This window comes from Oceanospirillum linum, from assembly GCF_001995095.2.
Taxonomy (GTDB): domain Bacteria; phylum Pseudomonadota; class Gammaproteobacteria; order Pseudomonadales; family Halomonadaceae; genus Oceanospirillum; species Oceanospirillum linum.
In genome coordinates this window covers 180,214-195,042 of record NZ_MTSD02000002.1, presented here as the reverse complement: position 1 = coordinate 195,042, position 14,829 = coordinate 180,214, and the positions used below count along the sequence as shown (strand labels likewise).

The following is a 14,829-nucleotide window of genomic DNA, read 5'->3' as shown; positions in this document are numbered from 1 at the left end:
CGGAGCGTGGGGACGAGTCCCCTAAACCTCGCTCAGATGTTTAGTCTTCGTAGTTTTCAATACCCGGGCATGAGCAGATAAAGTTACGGTCACCGTAAACGTTATCGACGCGGTTTACCGCTGGCCAGAACTTGCTGGCACGGGTGTGTGCGCTTGGGAATACCGCTTCTTCACGGCTGTACGGGCGATCCCACTCTTCAATCAGGTCAACCTGAGAGTGAGGCGCGTTCACCAGTGGGTTGTTCTCCAGAGGCCATTCGCCGCTCTGTACCTTAGCCACTTCCGCTTTGATCTTAACCATCGCTTCGATAAAGCGATCCAGCTCAACCTGAGACTCAGATTCCGTCGGCTCGATCATCAGGGTACCGGCTACCGGGAAGGACATGGTCGGTGCGTGGAAACCGTAGTCCATCAGACGCTTGGCGATATCTTCTTCAGAGATACCGGACTCTGCTTTCAGGGGGCGGATATCGATAATGCACTCGTGGGCTACTTTGTCGTTGCGACCACGGAACAGAACCGGATAGTGCGCAGACAGCTTCTCTGCCACGTAGTTCGCATTCAGAATCGCGACTTCGGTGGAGCGTTTCAGGCCACCTTTACCCAGCATACGGTTGTACATCCAGGTGATCGGCAGAATCGCTGCAGAACCGTAAGGTGCCGCGGAAACCGCACCAATGCCTTTACCTTCGATGCCTTCAACACTACTTACGCTATGGTTGGACAGGAAAGGGGCCAGGTGCGCTTTAACACCGATAGGGCCCATACCCGGACCGCCACCACCGTGTGGAATAGCGAAGGTTTTATGCAGATTCAGGTGTGATACGTCAGAGCCGATATGGCCCGGCTTGGCGATACCAACCTGGGCGTTCATATTCGCGCCATCCATATAAACCTGACCGCCAAACTTATGGATAATGTCGCAGATCTCTACGATATCTTCCTCGTAAACACCATGTGTTGACGGATAGGTTACCATCAGGGCAGACAAGCGATCGGCGTGCTCTTCTGCTTTCGCTGCCAGATCTGCGATATCAACGTTACCGTTGTCATCACATTTGGTCACGATGATTTTCATACCCATCATCGCTGCTGTTGCCGGGTTAGTACCGTGGGCAGAAGAAGGGATCAGACAGATATCACGATGGCCTTCACCGATAGACTCCTGGTATTTGCGGATCGCAAGGATACCCGCATATTCACCGGATGCACCTGAGTTTGGCTGCATGGAGATTTTATCGTAGCCGGTGATCTCTTCCAGCTGCTCTTCCAGCTGACGGATCATTTCGAAGTAACCCGTTACCTGGTCCTTCGGCGCAAACGGGTGGATGTCAGCAAACTCCGGCCAGGTGATGGGAATCATCTCGGCGGTGGCGTTCAGTTTCATGGTGCAGGAGCCCAGTGGGATCATGCCATGAACCAGTGAGTAGTCTTTGTTTTCCAGAGACTTCATGTAACGCAGCATCTCAGTTTCTGAGTGGTGCGTGTTGAATACCGGGTGAGACAGGATCGCATCATCACGGCGCATCTCAGCGGTGATGCCGGTGGCGGCACCTTTGACAATGGCGGCATCCAGCTCAGCTACATCCAGACCGTGACCTTCACCCAGAATGATGTCGAATAGTTGAGCAACATCAGCAGGCGTCGTGGTTTCATCGAGACTGACACCCAGCTTGTCACCTTCGTCGCTCTGGATCAGGCGCAGGTTGCAGCCGCTATCCAGTGCACGCTGGTAAACCGTTTTACCTGCGTCAAAAGACGGGCTGTTGAAGGTCAGTGTGTCAAAGTAGGTGCTGTTGGTTTCAACGCCTTTCGCATTCAGGCCGTTGGCCAGAATTGCGGTCAGACGGTGGGTGCGCTCAGCAATGCGCTTCAGGCCTTCAGGGCCGTGATATACCGCGTAGAACGCCGCCATGTTAGCCAGCAGTGCCTGTGCGGTACAGATGTTAGAGGTCGCTTTCTCACGACGGATGTGCTGCTCACGGGTTTGCATCGCCATACGCAGGGCCTGATTGCCCTTAACGTCCACCGATACACCGATGATACGGCCCGGTACCGAGCGCTTCAGTTTTTCACTGGCGGCAAAGTAGGCGGCGTGTGGGCCACCAAAACCCATAGGGACACCAAAACGCTGGGTAGAACCCAGAACAACATCAGCACCCAGCTCGCCAGGGGATTTCAGAACCACCAGAGACAGCAGGTCAGCAGCAACCGCTACCATCGCTTGCTGTGCTTTAGCAGCATCAATCACTGCTTTGATATCCGTGATGTCGCCGTAGGTGCCCGGATACTGGATCAGAGCGCCAAATACATCGTAGTTGCTTAAATTTTCGGCGTCATCCACGACAACGTCAAAGCCGAAGTATTCCGCGCGGGTGTTGATCACATCCAGAGTCTGCGGGTGTACATCGGAAGCAACAAAGAACTGATCGCTCTTCTTGCGGTTAGAACGCTTGCACAGAGTCATCGCTTCTGCCGCAGCAGTGGCTTCATCCAGCAGAGAGGCGTTCGCCAGATCCATACCGGTCAGATCCATGACCATCTGCTGGTAGTTCAGCAGGGATTCCAGGCGACCCTGGGATATTTCAGGTTGATAAGGCGTATAGGCAGTGTACCAGCCCGGATTCTGCAGCACATTGCGCAGGATGACATTGGGTACGTGGGTTCCGTGGTAACCCATGCCAATATAAGACTTGTTGACTTGGTTCTGGTCGGCCAGTGTTTTCAGCTCAGCTAAAGCGGCTACTTCGCTGATGCCGGTATCCATTGCCAGCGCGTCTTTCTGCAGGATAGTACCCGGAACAGTATCTGTGATCAGGTTATCCAGGGAAGAGGAACCCAGCGCAGACAGCATAGCATTTTGCTCTGCTGCGTCAGGACCTACGTGACGATGAGTGAACTCATTATGTTGTTGAAGTTCGCTCAATGTGCGCGTATCAACTGCCATTTTTATCAACCTATAGTCAAAATAGTGAATCGGCTCAGAAGCGAGGCGATCAAAGGGACTCCGGTCAGCAGACCAGCGATATTCAAGGCCAATAAAACCGGCAAAGGCCGGCTTTATTGATCAGACGTAGAGTTAGTCGTCTTCTGCTACGCGCTCTGCGTATGCTTCTGCGTCTAACAGGCCTTCAAGATCAGAAACATCTGCCAGTTTGATTTTTGCGATCCAGCCATCTTCAAATGCGTGCTCGTTGATGGTTTCAGGAGCGCTTTCAAGCTCTTCATTCGCTTCAATAACTTCACCGCTTACCGGTGCATAGATATCCGATGCTGCTTTTACAGACTCAACCAGTGAGAACTCTTCACCGGCATCCACTGCGCGGCCAACTTCTGGCAGCTCAACAAATACCACATCACCCAGTTGGTCCTGTGCGTGATCGGTAATACCAACAGTAACCGTACCGTCACCATTATCCAGAACCCACTCGTGAGAGGCGGTGTACTTCAGGTTGCCCGGAATATTGCTCATGTTCGATTCCTCAGTCTTTATCTAATAGATCTAGTGAATAGGTAAATGGCAGCAGCCGGAATGGTCATCCGGTGCTGGCCGTGATTATCTTTAAATGCGCACGGGAAACAAAGCCCAGGAGGGATATTTCCCGTTTATTTTGTTCGTTTTCAGGATTCTTACGCTCTAAAGAAGGGTTAGCAGTTGACCACATTAACTGCAAGGCCGCCCCTTGAGGTTTCTTTGTACTTGTCCTGCATATCCAATCCGGTCTGGCGCATGGTTTCAATGACGCTATCCAGTGAAACCTGATGATAGCCATCACCTCGTATTGCCAGGCGTGCTGCGTTAATCGCTTTGACTGCCCCCATGGTATTGCGCTCGATGCAGGGCACCTGAACTAAGCCGCCAATGGGGTCGCAGGTTAAGCCTAAATTGTGCTCCATGCCGATCTCAGCGGCATTCTCAATCTGTTCGTTACTGCCGCCCATCACCGTGCATAGCGCACCGGCAGCCATGGAGCAGGCGACGCCGATCTCTCCCTGGCAGCCGACCTCGGCCGCAGAGATCGATGCATTCTCTTTATAGAGCATGCCGATGGCGCTGGCGGTGGCTAAAAACTCGATAATGCCCGCTTCATTCGCATTGGGCAGAAAGCGTACGTAATAGCTCAGAACTGCCGGTATAACGCCGGCCGCTCCATTGGTTGGAGCGGTAACGACACGGCCACCGGCAGCGTTCTCTTCATTAACAGCCATGGCAAACAGGTTCACCCAGTCCATCACGGTCAGTTGATCTTTCAGGGCATTTTCGGGTTTTGCCGTCAGCTCTTTATAAAGCTCTGGTGCCCGGCGCTTAATGTTAAGCCCCCCCGGCAACTCACCGGTTTCTTGACAGCCTTTGCGGACACAGTTATCCATTACTTGCCAGATATTCATCAGCTGCTGTCGTATCGCGGTTTCGCATTGGCGTTCATCGGCAGCTGCTGGTGCCCTCAGGGCGATCTCGTTGTCCAGCATCATCCGGGCGATGGTCTTGCCGGAGGCCTTACCTCTGGCCAATAACTCTTTACCACTTTTGAACGGGTAGGGGCGTAGTTCGGTCGTATCCTGTTGTACTTCTTTAGGCAGTTGCGATGCAGCGCTGAGTTCCGGTCTGGCTCTGATCTCGTCTTCGCTGAGAACAAATCCACCACCTATGGAGTAATAAATACCCTGGCAACAGATCATGCCCGCCTGATCGAAAGCACTGAAGCGCATGCCGTTGGGGTGCTCAGGGAGTGAATCCTGAAAATGGAACACCAGGTCCTGCGCTTCGTTAAACTCAATCCTGTGTTCGCCGCCCAGTAAAATCTGATGCCCATGGCGAATGGAGCTGATCATCTGATCGACGCGGGAGGTGTTTACTGTATCTGGCCGTTCACCCAATAACCCCAACAACACGGCCGTATCCGTCGCATGCCCTTTGCCGGTGAGTGCCAGAGAGCCAAAAAGCTCAGTTTTTACCCGACTGATTCGGTCCAGGCTGTTGTTATCTTTCATCTGGCTCTTCAGCTGATCGATAAAGCGGTTTGCGGCAATCATAGGGCCGACAGTATGAGAGCTTGAAGGACCTATACCTATTTTAAAAAGATCAAAGATGCTCAGTGACATAGCCTTCTCCTCGTCTTCCATCCAAATCAGGTCAATGTTTTGTATCTGAGCTGCTTAACCTGTGTGATATAAAAACAGCTTAGCCTGTTTGGTGGTCTTTTTTGTTGTTCTTGTTTTTGTTCAGAAGTCTGGTGCAGAAAATGACGTTCTGCACTCTTAGGTTAACCTTGGCCCGGCCTTATATGCCTTAAGTTAAGCCAACCTAGCCTAGCGGGCGTCAGATTATCAAATTGGCTTGAGGCAGTGCAATAAAAATTTCCAATTGGAAACAAGGGTTTCTTCAGGCGGGAATTGCCCCCTGCTTGCTTTAAAAGCGCAAAGCCCTTGTGTAACATGCGTTGTCTGTTGTGCTGTTATGGGTGGGGCTGTTGCTGCCGTTTGTGACTGCAGAAAAACCATATAGGGAATTACAATGCCAGAAGAACCGCATTTTCTGATCGAAGAAAAACAGCGTGAAGAAAAGATCCGTGTTACCCGCGCTGAAGTCAATGCGGAGTCTTATGTCGAGCCTTTAGAGCTGGGTAAGCGGGTGCGTGAGATTCGGTTGAGTCAGAGCCTGACCCTTGAGGAGGCCAGTAAACTGACCGGGTTGGCTCGTTCCACGTTATCAAAGATAGAAAATGACCAGATCTCGCCGACTTTTTCTGTGGTGACGAAGCTTGCCAAGGGGCTGGGGATCGATATGCCGCAGCTTTTTACCCGGCCTAAAGAGGCTGTGGCTGCGACAGGGCGTCGGGATATTACCCGTCTGGGTGAAGGTAAACCCCACCCAACACCGACCTATGAACATGAACTGCTCAGTACTCAGTTGACCAATAAGAAGATGATTCCGTACCGCACTGTGGTGCGCGCCAGATCCTTTGATGAGTACCCTGAATGGGTGCGTCATGAAGGTGAGGAACTGCTTTATGTGCTGTCCGGTTCCGTGCTGCTTTATACAGAGTTTTACGAGCCGATTGAGTTGATGGCAGGGGATTCTGCCTACTATGATTGTGCTATGGGGCACTCTTTGGTTTCCACCAGCGCTGATGATGCGGTTGTGCTTTGGGTGACAGCCTGATCGCCGTTTTGACGGGGCGGTGGCGTAATCTTTTCTTGCATCAGGTTTTCTATTTCGTTAGCTTTGTTTCCAATAGGAAACAATGACTAGGTTGGTTGCTACAACCGCCTGCCCACAACTTCCCTTTGAACTGCAGCTAGAAAATAGCTTGATCTGTTCAGAGGTTTTGTCTTTGAAACGAGGTTTACGATGACAGACGCGCAGGGTGCTCTGAAAAAAACGCCTTTATTTGCTCTTCATAATGAATTAGGTGCTCGTATGGTGCCTTTTGCAGGCTTCGAGATGCCGGTTCAGTATCCATTGGGTGTTAAGAAAGAGCATATTCATACCCGTGAGAAGGCGGGTCTTTTTGATGTGTCTCATATGGGTCAGGTGAAGCTTTTTGGTGCCAATGCAGCTAAGGCGCTGGAGGATCTGGTTCCTGTGGATATTATCGATCTGCCCGTGGGTAAGCAGCGTTATGCGTTGTTTACCAACGAGCAGGGCGGTGTTATGGATGACCTTATGGTGACCAATTATGGCGATTATATCTACGTTGTGGTTAATGCTGCTTGTAAAGAGCAGGATATTGCCCACCTGCGCGCCAACCTGAGTGCTGATGTTGAATTGGAAGTGATGGATGATGCGGCGCTGGTTGCCCTGCAAGGTCCTGAAGCGGCTGCTGTGATGGCCCGTTTCGCACCTGAAACAACGGACATGGTGTTTATGGATGCCCGTGCCGTTAAAGTCGATGGCGTTGAGTGCCTGGTGTCCCGCTCCGGTTACACCGGTGAGGATGGCTTCGAAATTTCCATTCCGTCTGCTGATGCTGAACGTATCTGCCGCCTGCTGCTGAATGAACCGGAAGTGGAGGCGATTGGCCTGGGTGCCCGCGATTCTCTGCGCCTGGAGGCAGGTCTCTGCTTGTACGGTCACGATATCGACACCACGACCACGCCTCTGGAGGCCAGCCTGATCTGGGCGATCTCTAAAGTTCGTCGGGCAGATGGTGAGCGTGCCGGTGGTTTCCCCGGTGCTGATGTTATTTTGGGTCAGATTGCGAACAAAGATTGGACCCGTAAGCGTGTGGGGCTGGTTGCTGAGGGGCGTGCGCCGATCCGTGAAGGTGCAGAGCTGTTTGATGCCGATGACAACAAGATAGGCGTTGTGACCAGTGGCACCTTTGGCCCGACCGCTGAGAAACCGGTGGCAATGGGATATGTGGCGACTGAATTCTCTGCACTGGAAACTCAGGTTTTTGCCAGTGTGCGTGGTAAAAAACTGCCCATGACGGTTGTGAAAATGCCATTGGTCGAACAGCGTTATTATAGAGGTTAGGGGTTAAGCGCCCAGATGAGAATCCGGGCGGTCTATAAAAAGTAAGGGAGCAAGTTCATCCTGGTTGATCATCATGTCGGCAAGGGTGAACTGCTTCATGCTGGCGATAAAGGCTTGCATGGCGTCTTTTAAGGCGTGGCGCAACTTGCAGCAAGGGGTTAGCTGGCAGGCTGGAGAGGCGCAGTCAACACCGTCTAAATGGTTCTCTAGCTGCTCTATCACGTCTCCAATATTGATCTCTTCCGGTGGCTTTGCCAGATGAATGCCGCCATTTTTCCCGCGTAATGCATGGATGTAGCCGAGCTTTCGTAGTTGGCCGACAACTTTTACCAAATGATTTTGTGATACATTATAAACCTTAGAGACTTCCTGCACGTTCGTTAGCGTCTCCGGCGGTAAACTGGCCAGGTAGATCAGTGTGCGTAAGCCGAAGTCGGTGAAGGTGGTAATGCGCATTAAGGATATCCTACGTCTCTATGTCGGGTCTTTGTACTTTATACGTTTCTTTATACTGTATAAGGTTGGCTATTTGTGAGCGTTCCAGTGCGTTCCAGTGCGTTTTATAAGTGCTTCAGTGCTTGGGTATGATGCTGTTCTAGCCATGGAAAAAGTGTTCGCTCTTCAAATCTTACATGCTGAATAAGCCGATCCGCAAAAGCAGTAATCCGCTGTGTGACTTCTTGCGCTGAGCCAGCGTCGATATTGATAAGTTGCGCGTCGGATTGCAAACAATGCAGAAGAAAAGCATGGTCTGACTCAAATTCTTGTTTTAGCTCGCCTTCAAGCAAAGTGCCAAAGCGCGCTTCCTCTTCCATAAAGTGCGGCAGCAGCTCCTGTAGAAAAATAAGTCGATTATTTTGCCAAAGAGTGAGAGCCGATTGATTGCTGGCTTGGGCGGCTGTTTTTAGCTTTTTACCGATCACTAAAGCGCTGTGATGTTCTTGGCTTAAGTTAATTAAAGCTGGGTGGCGTTTCATCGCATCGGCTCCGCTTGATATTTATAATTTGCATTTGATTTACCTATTATATGTGCTTTAATTTGCATATCAAATGCAAATTAAGACAGAGGTGTATCATGATTGTCTGGAGCCCGGGTGAAATAGCGGTGTTTTCTGTAGTGGGCTTAATGATCGTGTTAAAACTATGGACGGTATGGCATGTGTCGATTAAGGCTAAAGCAAACCGAGAGGGAAAAATGATTTTTCTGGGTTTAATCAGTGGGCTGGCGTTATTCGGTATCGGCGCTAAGGTTTATATCGGCAGTATGATGGCGCTTTAATGGTCTGTTTTTCAGGGAATGAAGGGCTATTTGCCGGTATTTGCTATTTTTTTGATAATAAACTTCGGTAACGGTTGAATTGTAGGTCGAAATTGAATCCAATAGCTCTCCTTGATCGGAGGCCTTAGCGTTAAAACATGCACAATATAGAAACAAAGTGGCTGGAAGACTTTCTGGCGTTGGCGAAAACCCAGAGTTTTTCCCAGGCTGCCCGTTTGCGCCATGTTACCCAGCCTGCCTTCAGTCGTCGTATTAAGACCTTGGAGCAATCTGTTGGGGCGCAGCTTTTCGAGCGAGATGTTCAGCCGGTTCGACTGAGTGATGCAGGGCAACAGTTCCTGCCTACGGCACGTAAAGTTCTGGCTCAGTTGCAGGCTGCTGTGCGCCAGTTATCCCCTTCCGGCGGTTATCTTCCCCGAATTAATTTCTGTGCGGCCCATGCGCTCACTTTTACTCTGATGCCGGAGCTGGTGCGATGGATTCGTCAGCAGGAAAGTGGCTTCATGGTGCGTACAGAAGCGGCCAATGTCGATGTCGGCCTGAATGCCCTGCGTAAAGGCGAGTGTGATTTTTTATTGGCTTTTCATGACCCTCAGTCCTGGATTCGGCTTGATGAAACACTTTTTCCTCATTGCCAGCTGGGATGGACGCGTTTAATGCCGGTATGTAAGGCGACGCGACATGGCCAGGCGATCTATCGGCTGGGTGTGGATCAGGATGTGCCTTATCTGGCTTATACTTCGGAAGCGATGCTGGGTCAGGCTGTCCGGGAGCGTCTGCGTTCTCAATTGGGCGACCTGAGTCTGAAAAAGGTATACGAAACGGCAATGGCTCAGGGGTTGAAACAGATGGTCCTGGCCGGAGAGGGGGTTGCCTGGCTACCGGAGGTGACCATACAGCAGGAGCTTGAGTCCGGTGCCATTGTGCCCTGTGGGGCTGAACAATGGGTCGTGCCTCTGGCGATCTGCCTGTACCGTTCTGTCAGTGATGAAAAACCCATGGTTGACCGTTTATGGCAGTTGATTGGTGAGCGTTACGGTGCCGTCTGATCCGCGTTAGGGGATGGTGCTCTGAGTGCAAGCCTCTGCTGATATTGTGCCCATGAATCAGCTATATTTCTGTTTTCACATACTTTTTCCTGTCAATTTAGCTTAATTGTTTCTGATGGGCGGTGGAGTTGGCGCGGGGTCGGGTATATAATACTTCGCCTTATATGGCCGACAGAAATTTATACTGGGCTGATAAAGAATTAAGTTAGCGCTGGCAGCATATATACGTGTTGCGGGCGCATTCGGCGTTCTGCCGCTAATGAATCATGGTTGCTGACTCGGCTTTTGCTCTGAGTTCGCAGCTATAAAAGAGTACAACCGGAAAACAGGACATAATTATGCGCAGCCATTATTGCGGCGAACTGAATGAATCCCATATCGGCGAAACAGTCACACTTTGTGGTTGGGTTCACCGTCGTCGTGACCACGGTGGGGTTATTTTCTTAGATCTGCGTGATCGTGATGGTTTGACTCAGGTGGTTGTTGACCCTGATACAGTAGATGCTTTTGCTGCTGCGGATAAAAGCCGCAGTGAGTATGTACTGAAAATTGAAGGTCTGGTGCGTGCACGTCCTGAAGGCACGACCAATGCGAATATGCCAACCGGTATGATCGAAGTACTGGGTAAAGATGTTGAAGTGCTTAACGCATCTGAAACCCCTCCATTCCCTCTGGATGAGCACGTTAAAGTGGGTGAGGACGTACGTCTGAAATACCGCTATGTTGACCTGCGTCGCCCGGAGATGCTGGAAAAACTGCGTTTCCGTTCCCGTATGACGCACACCATCCGTAACTACCTGGATGAGAAGGGCTTCCTGGATATCGAAACACCTATCCTGACCCGCGCTACCCCAGAAGGTGCCCGGGACTATCTGGTGCCAAGCCGTACTCATGCCGGTAGCTTCTTTGCACTACCTCAGTCACCTCAGCTGTTCAAGCAACTGCTGATGGTATCCGGCATGGATCGTTACTATCAGATCGCTAAATGTTTCCGTGATGAAGATCTGCGTGCTGACCGTCAGCCTGAATTTACTCAGATTGATATTGAAGCCTCTTTCGTAACCGATGAAGAGATCATGGGTCTGGCCGAAGGCATGACTCAGAAACTGTTCAAAGAAGTACTGGATGTTGAACTGGGTGAGTTCCCGCGTATGCCGTTTGCTGAAGCGATGCACCGCTTTGGTAGCGACAAGCCGGATCTGCGTATTCCACTGGAAATGGTGGATATGGGTGATCTGATGGCTCAGGTTGACTTCAAAGTCTTCTCTGGTCCTGCGACCGATCCTAAAGGCCGCGTGGCTGCTCTGCGTGTTCCCGGCGGTGCTTCTCTGTCCCGTAAGCAGATTGATGAATACACTAAGTTCGTGGGTATTTACGGTGCCCGTGGTCTGGCATGGATCAAAGTCAATGATCGTAAAGCAGGCCTGGAAGGTCTGCAGTCGCCGATTGTTAAGTTTATGGAAAATGTTATTGATGATGTGCTGGATCGTGTTGATGCACAGGATGGCGATATCATCTTCTTCGGCGCTGATACCGCTAAGGTAGTAAACGAGGCGATCGGCGCACTGCGTTGCAAGCTGGGTGAAGACCTTGACCTGTATACTTGCGAGTGGGCTCCGCTTTGGGTTGTCGACTTCCCGATGTTTGAAGAGAACAGTGATGGCTCTTTGTCTGCTCTGCACCACCCGTTTACCTCTCCGGCATGCTCCGCAGAAGAACTGGCAGCAAACCCGGCTGATGCCCTGTCTGTAGCCTATGATATGGTTCTGAACGGTACGGAGCTGGGTGGTGGTTCGATCCGTATCCATGATCAGAAAATGCAGGAAGCGGTATTTGATGTTCTGGGTATCAGTGAAGAAGAGCAGCAGGAGAAGTTTGGCTTCCTGCTGGATGCACTGAAATTTGGTGCGCCACCACATGGTGGTCTGGCCTTTGGTCTGGATCGCCTGGTGATGCTGATGACAGGAACTCAGTCGATCCGTGAAGTGATCGCCTTCCCTAAAACCCAAAGTGCGGGTTGTGTTATGACCGCGGCACCGGGTGAAGTGAGTGCTGAGCAACTGAAAGAACTGAACATCCGCCTGCGTCAGAAAATTGTACCTACGGAAGAGTAATATCTATCGTTTGCAGTAATTTTGAGTATCTGCACATTTAGTACAGAATTGCTCAATTTTGATGGGCATCAGATTTTCTCTGATGCCCATTTTAGTTTTAGTGTCTTTATTAAAGCGCGCTGCAACAGACGCTTAAATAAAGAAAGGGCTTTGAAATAACTCAGATACAAACGGGAGTTTGGAATGGCTGGCCACAGTAAATGGGCAAACATTAAACACCGGAAAGCTGCACAGGATGCGAAGCGCGGCAAAATTTTCACTAAATTGATCAGAGAGCTGACCGTTGCTGCTCGTCAGGGCGGCCCTCTGCCGGAAGATAATCCGCGCTTGCGCGCCGCAATGGATAAGGCATTGGGTGCCAATATGACCCGTGACACCATTGATCGTGCCGTTGCACGGGGTGCTGGTGATGCTGATAGTGATAATGTAGAAGAGATGACCTACGAAGGCTATGGTCCGGGTGGTGTTGCTCTTTTGGTTGAATGTATGTCCGATAATAAAAACCGGACGGTAGCTGAGGTGCGTCACGCATTTTCCAAGCGCGGCGGTAATCTGGGTACAGATGGTTCTGTCGCTTATTTGTTTGAGAAAAAAGGACAGATCTATTTTGAAGCTGATGCTGATGAGGACGCCATTATGGAAGCGGCTCTCGAAGCTGGGGCTGAAGATGTGGTAACCCATGAGGATGGTTCGATTGAGGTGACGACAGACTGGACCGAATTCAACGCCGTTAAAGAGGCGCTGGCTGAGGCTGGTCTTGAGGCTGCTGGTGGCGAAGTGACGATGGTACCTTCAACCACCGCTCCAATGGACAAGGACGGGGCTGAGAAAATTCTGGCGCTGATCGAGCATCTGGAAGATCTTGATGATGTTCAGAACGTTTACAGTAATGCAGATATTCCCGCTGATGTCATGGAACAGCTAAGCTAAGACCTATCGCCTGTTTTTGTTAGTGGTGTTTCCCCCGTCTGGATCTCATTCAGGCGGGTTTATTTTTAAGGACAGTTATGGCCATCATCCTGGGTATTGATCCCGGTAGTCGCAAGACCGGTTATGGGGTTATCCGTATGCAGGGGCATCGTATGCACTATATCGGCAGTGGTTTTATCAGAATTACAGGCGATACGCTGGCGGATAAACTTCAGCAGGTGTATGCCGGTGTATCAGAGGTTATTGCTCAGTATCAACCAACCCAGTTTGCCATTGAACAGGTGTTTATGGCAAAAAATGCTGACTCAGCACTCAAGTTGGGACAGGCACGTGGTGTTGCTATTGTCGCCGCTGCTAACGTTGGTCTGCCGGTGAGCGAATATGCGGCCCGTCTGGTGAAGCAGGCAGTGGCCGGAACCGGAGCGGCAACCAAAGAGCAGGTGCAACAGATGGTTGCGGCAATACTGAAACTTTCCGATCTTCCTCAATCCGATGCCGCTGACGCACTGGCTATCGCGATCTGTCACGCCAATTCAAATCTCGGTTTGGTTGCGGGTGCCGGAAAGCGCGGTGGTCGCCGTAGCAGTAGCTGGCGTCAGTTTCACGCGGAGTAATGCAGCATGATGCTGTTTAATATCCCTTTTATTTTTTATCTCGATATATTTGGCACGATTGTGTTTGCTATCACAGGTGTGCTGGCTGCCAGTGAAAAACGACTGGATCTTTTTGGTGTTGTTGTTGTGGGTATGGTTACAGCCATTGGTGGTGGGACTATCCGGGACCTGGTTCTTGGGCGTACTCCTGTATTCTGGGTGATTGAGACGCTTTATATTTGGATCATTGTAGGCACAACGGTTGCTACTTTTATCGCGGCGAGATTCCATCCTTTTCCCCATCGAACACTGCAGGTCTCGGATGCTATCGGTCTCGGTGTGTTCACGGTTATCGGAGCCCAGGTGGCGTTGAATATTGGCCATCCACCTGTTATCGCTGTGATGATGGGAGTGATGACCGGGGTTTTTGGTGGCGTTATCCGGGATGTGCTAACCGATGAAATCCCTATGATTTTTCAGAAAGAGATCTATGCTACTGCTGCTATGGTCGGGGCTGTTGTGTTTGTCAATATGCGCTGGTATCTGCCTTCGGGTATGGAATCGATCAGTGCGTTGATTGCAATGGCAATTGTTATTGGCCTGCGCCTTGCTGCAATTTACTGGAATCTGCAATTACCTGTATTTCTGCTGTCTTATAAAACTGCAGCTGAGAAGCGGCGGCAACGAGAGCAGCGTAAATCAAGAGCCTCCGGTGGGCATTAAGCTAATTTTTCAGGACTGAGTGATGATCGGACGATTAAAAGGGCTTCTGGCCGAAAAAAGACCGCCGCAGCTGTTGATCGATGTGAATGGTGTTGGCTATGAAGTGGAAGCACCTATGAGCACCTTCTATCGGCTGCCTGCTATAGGTGAATCCGTTACGTTGTTTACCCATTTTGTTGTCCGGGAGGATGCTCAGCTGCTCTATGGCTTTTCTGATCGCAATGAACGGCGCTTATTCCGGGATCTGATCAAAGTGAATGGCGTAGGGCCGAAACTTGCACTGACGATTCTATCCGGAATTGAAGCGTCTCAGTTTGTACGTTGCGTTAATGAGGGTGATACCAATGCACTGGTGAAGTTACCGGGTGTTGGTAAGAAAACCGCTGAACGTTTGCTGATTGAGATGAAAGACCGTCTTAAGGATTGGGCCGTTGATCCCGATGTGTTTGAGCTGACCGCCCCGGATTCCGGTGAATCATCAGCACAGCCTGAGGTGGTGGATGGTCGTGAGGAGGCAGAGCAAGCCTTGATTGCATTGGGCTATAAACCCGCCCAGGCCAGCAAGGCGATTAATGGTGTTTTTACACCAGGAATGGGTACTGAAGAGCTGATTCGGGCTGCTTTAAAAGGTATGATTTAATATACAGTACCTGATTATTTT

The 14,829-nt window shown here is 50.7% G+C and carries 14 protein-coding genes; 9 read left to right on the top strand and 5 right to left on the bottom strand.

Annotated elements, in window-relative coordinates:
* Nucleotides 1–40: 40 nt before the first annotated feature.
* From gcvP to BTA35_RS05995, 3 genes are all read right to left on the bottom strand, one after another.
* On the bottom strand, nt 41–2,947 hold the full coding sequence (gene gcvP, locus BTA35_RS06005) for an aminomethyl-transferring glycine dehydrogenase (protein ID WP_078318922.1): 2,907 nt from the start codon (nt 2,945–2,947) through the stop codon (nt 41–43).
* A 132-nt stretch (nt 2,948–3,079) separates the two neighbouring features.
* Complete coding sequence (gcvH, locus tag BTA35_RS06000) at nt 3,080–3,472, bottom strand: glycine cleavage system protein GcvH (protein ID WP_078318921.1); 393 nt, start codon at nt 3,470–3,472, stop codon at nt 3,080–3,082.
* Nucleotides 3,473–3,648: 176 nt separating this feature from the next.
* On the bottom strand, nt 3,649–5,103 hold the full coding sequence (locus tag BTA35_RS05995; RefSeq protein ID WP_078319288.1) for an L-serine ammonia-lyase: 1,455 nt from the start codon (nt 5,101–5,103) through the stop codon (nt 3,649–3,651).
* Between the two features lie 412 nt (nt 5,104–5,515).
* Between BTA35_RS05995 and BTA35_RS05990 the strand changes: the two genes are divergently transcribed.
* Together BTA35_RS05990 and gcvT are read left to right on the top strand one after the other, a co-directional pair.
* Entirely contained in the window at nt 5,516–6,163 is a 648-nt protein-coding gene (locus BTA35_RS05990; protein WP_078318920.1) for a helix-turn-helix domain-containing protein, read from the top strand.
* A 189-nt stretch (nt 6,164–6,352) separates the two neighbouring features.
* Nucleotides 6,353–7,480, top strand: a complete 1,128-nt coding sequence (gene gcvT / locus BTA35_RS05985; RefSeq protein ID WP_078318919.1) for a glycine cleavage system aminomethyltransferase GcvT — start codon at nt 6,353–6,355, stop codon at nt 7,478–7,480.
* 3 nt (nt 7,481–7,483) lie between these two features.
* On the opposite strand, the gene BTA35_RS05980 is transcribed toward gcvT, so the two are convergent.
* Together BTA35_RS05980 and BTA35_RS05975 are read right to left on the bottom strand one after the other, a co-directional pair.
* Complete coding sequence (locus BTA35_RS05980; RefSeq protein ID WP_078318918.1) at nt 7,484–7,936, bottom strand: Rrf2 family transcriptional regulator; 453 nt, start codon at nt 7,934–7,936, stop codon at nt 7,484–7,486.
* Nucleotides 7,937–8,040: 104 nt separating this feature from the next.
* Nucleotides 8,041–8,457, bottom strand: coding sequence for a hemerythrin domain-containing protein (locus tag BTA35_RS05975; protein ID WP_078318917.1), 417 nt, complete (start codon nt 8,455–8,457; stop codon nt 8,041–8,043).
* A 98-nt stretch (nt 8,458–8,555) separates the two neighbouring features.
* On the opposite strand from BTA35_RS05975, the gene BTA35_RS05970 reads away from it, so the two are divergent.
* The 7 genes from BTA35_RS05970 (at nt 8,556) to ruvA (ending at nt 14,808) form a co-directional block, all read left to right on the top strand.
* Nucleotides 8,556–8,759: a hypothetical protein gene (locus BTA35_RS05970; RefSeq protein WP_078318916.1), complete on the top strand. Its 204-nt coding sequence runs from the start codon at nt 8,556–8,558 to the stop codon at nt 8,757–8,759.
* A gap of 137 nt (nt 8,760–8,896) precedes the next feature.
* Complete coding sequence (locus BTA35_RS05965; RefSeq protein ID WP_078318915.1) at nt 8,897–9,808, top strand: LysR family transcriptional regulator; 912 nt, start codon at nt 8,897–8,899, stop codon at nt 9,806–9,808.
* Between the two features lie 338 nt (nt 9,809–10,146).
* Nucleotides 10,147–11,922: an aspartate--tRNA ligase gene (gene aspS, locus BTA35_RS05960; protein WP_078318914.1), complete on the top strand. Its 1,776-nt coding sequence runs from the start codon at nt 10,147–10,149 to the stop codon at nt 11,920–11,922.
* Between the two features lie 183 nt (nt 11,923–12,105).
* Nucleotides 12,106–12,852: a YebC/PmpR family DNA-binding transcriptional regulator gene (locus tag BTA35_RS05955; protein WP_078318913.1), complete on the top strand. Its 747-nt coding sequence runs from the start codon at nt 12,106–12,108 to the stop codon at nt 12,850–12,852.
* Nucleotides 12,853–12,929: 77 nt separating this feature from the next.
* Nucleotides 12,930–13,466: a crossover junction endodeoxyribonuclease RuvC gene (ruvC, locus tag BTA35_RS05950; protein ID WP_078318912.1), complete on the top strand. Its 537-nt coding sequence runs from the start codon at nt 12,930–12,932 to the stop codon at nt 13,464–13,466.
* Between the two features lie 6 nt (nt 13,467–13,472).
* Complete coding sequence (locus BTA35_RS05945) at nt 13,473–14,168, top strand: trimeric intracellular cation channel family protein (RefSeq protein WP_103989689.1); 696 nt, start codon at nt 13,473–13,475, stop codon at nt 14,166–14,168.
* 22 nt (nt 14,169–14,190) lie between these two features.
* Nucleotides 14,191–14,808 (top strand): Holliday junction branch migration protein RuvA, encoded by a 618-nt coding sequence (gene ruvA / locus BTA35_RS05940; RefSeq protein WP_078318911.1) that lies wholly within the window; start codon nt 14,191–14,193, stop codon nt 14,806–14,808.
* Nucleotides 14,809–14,829 lie beyond the last annotated feature (21 nt).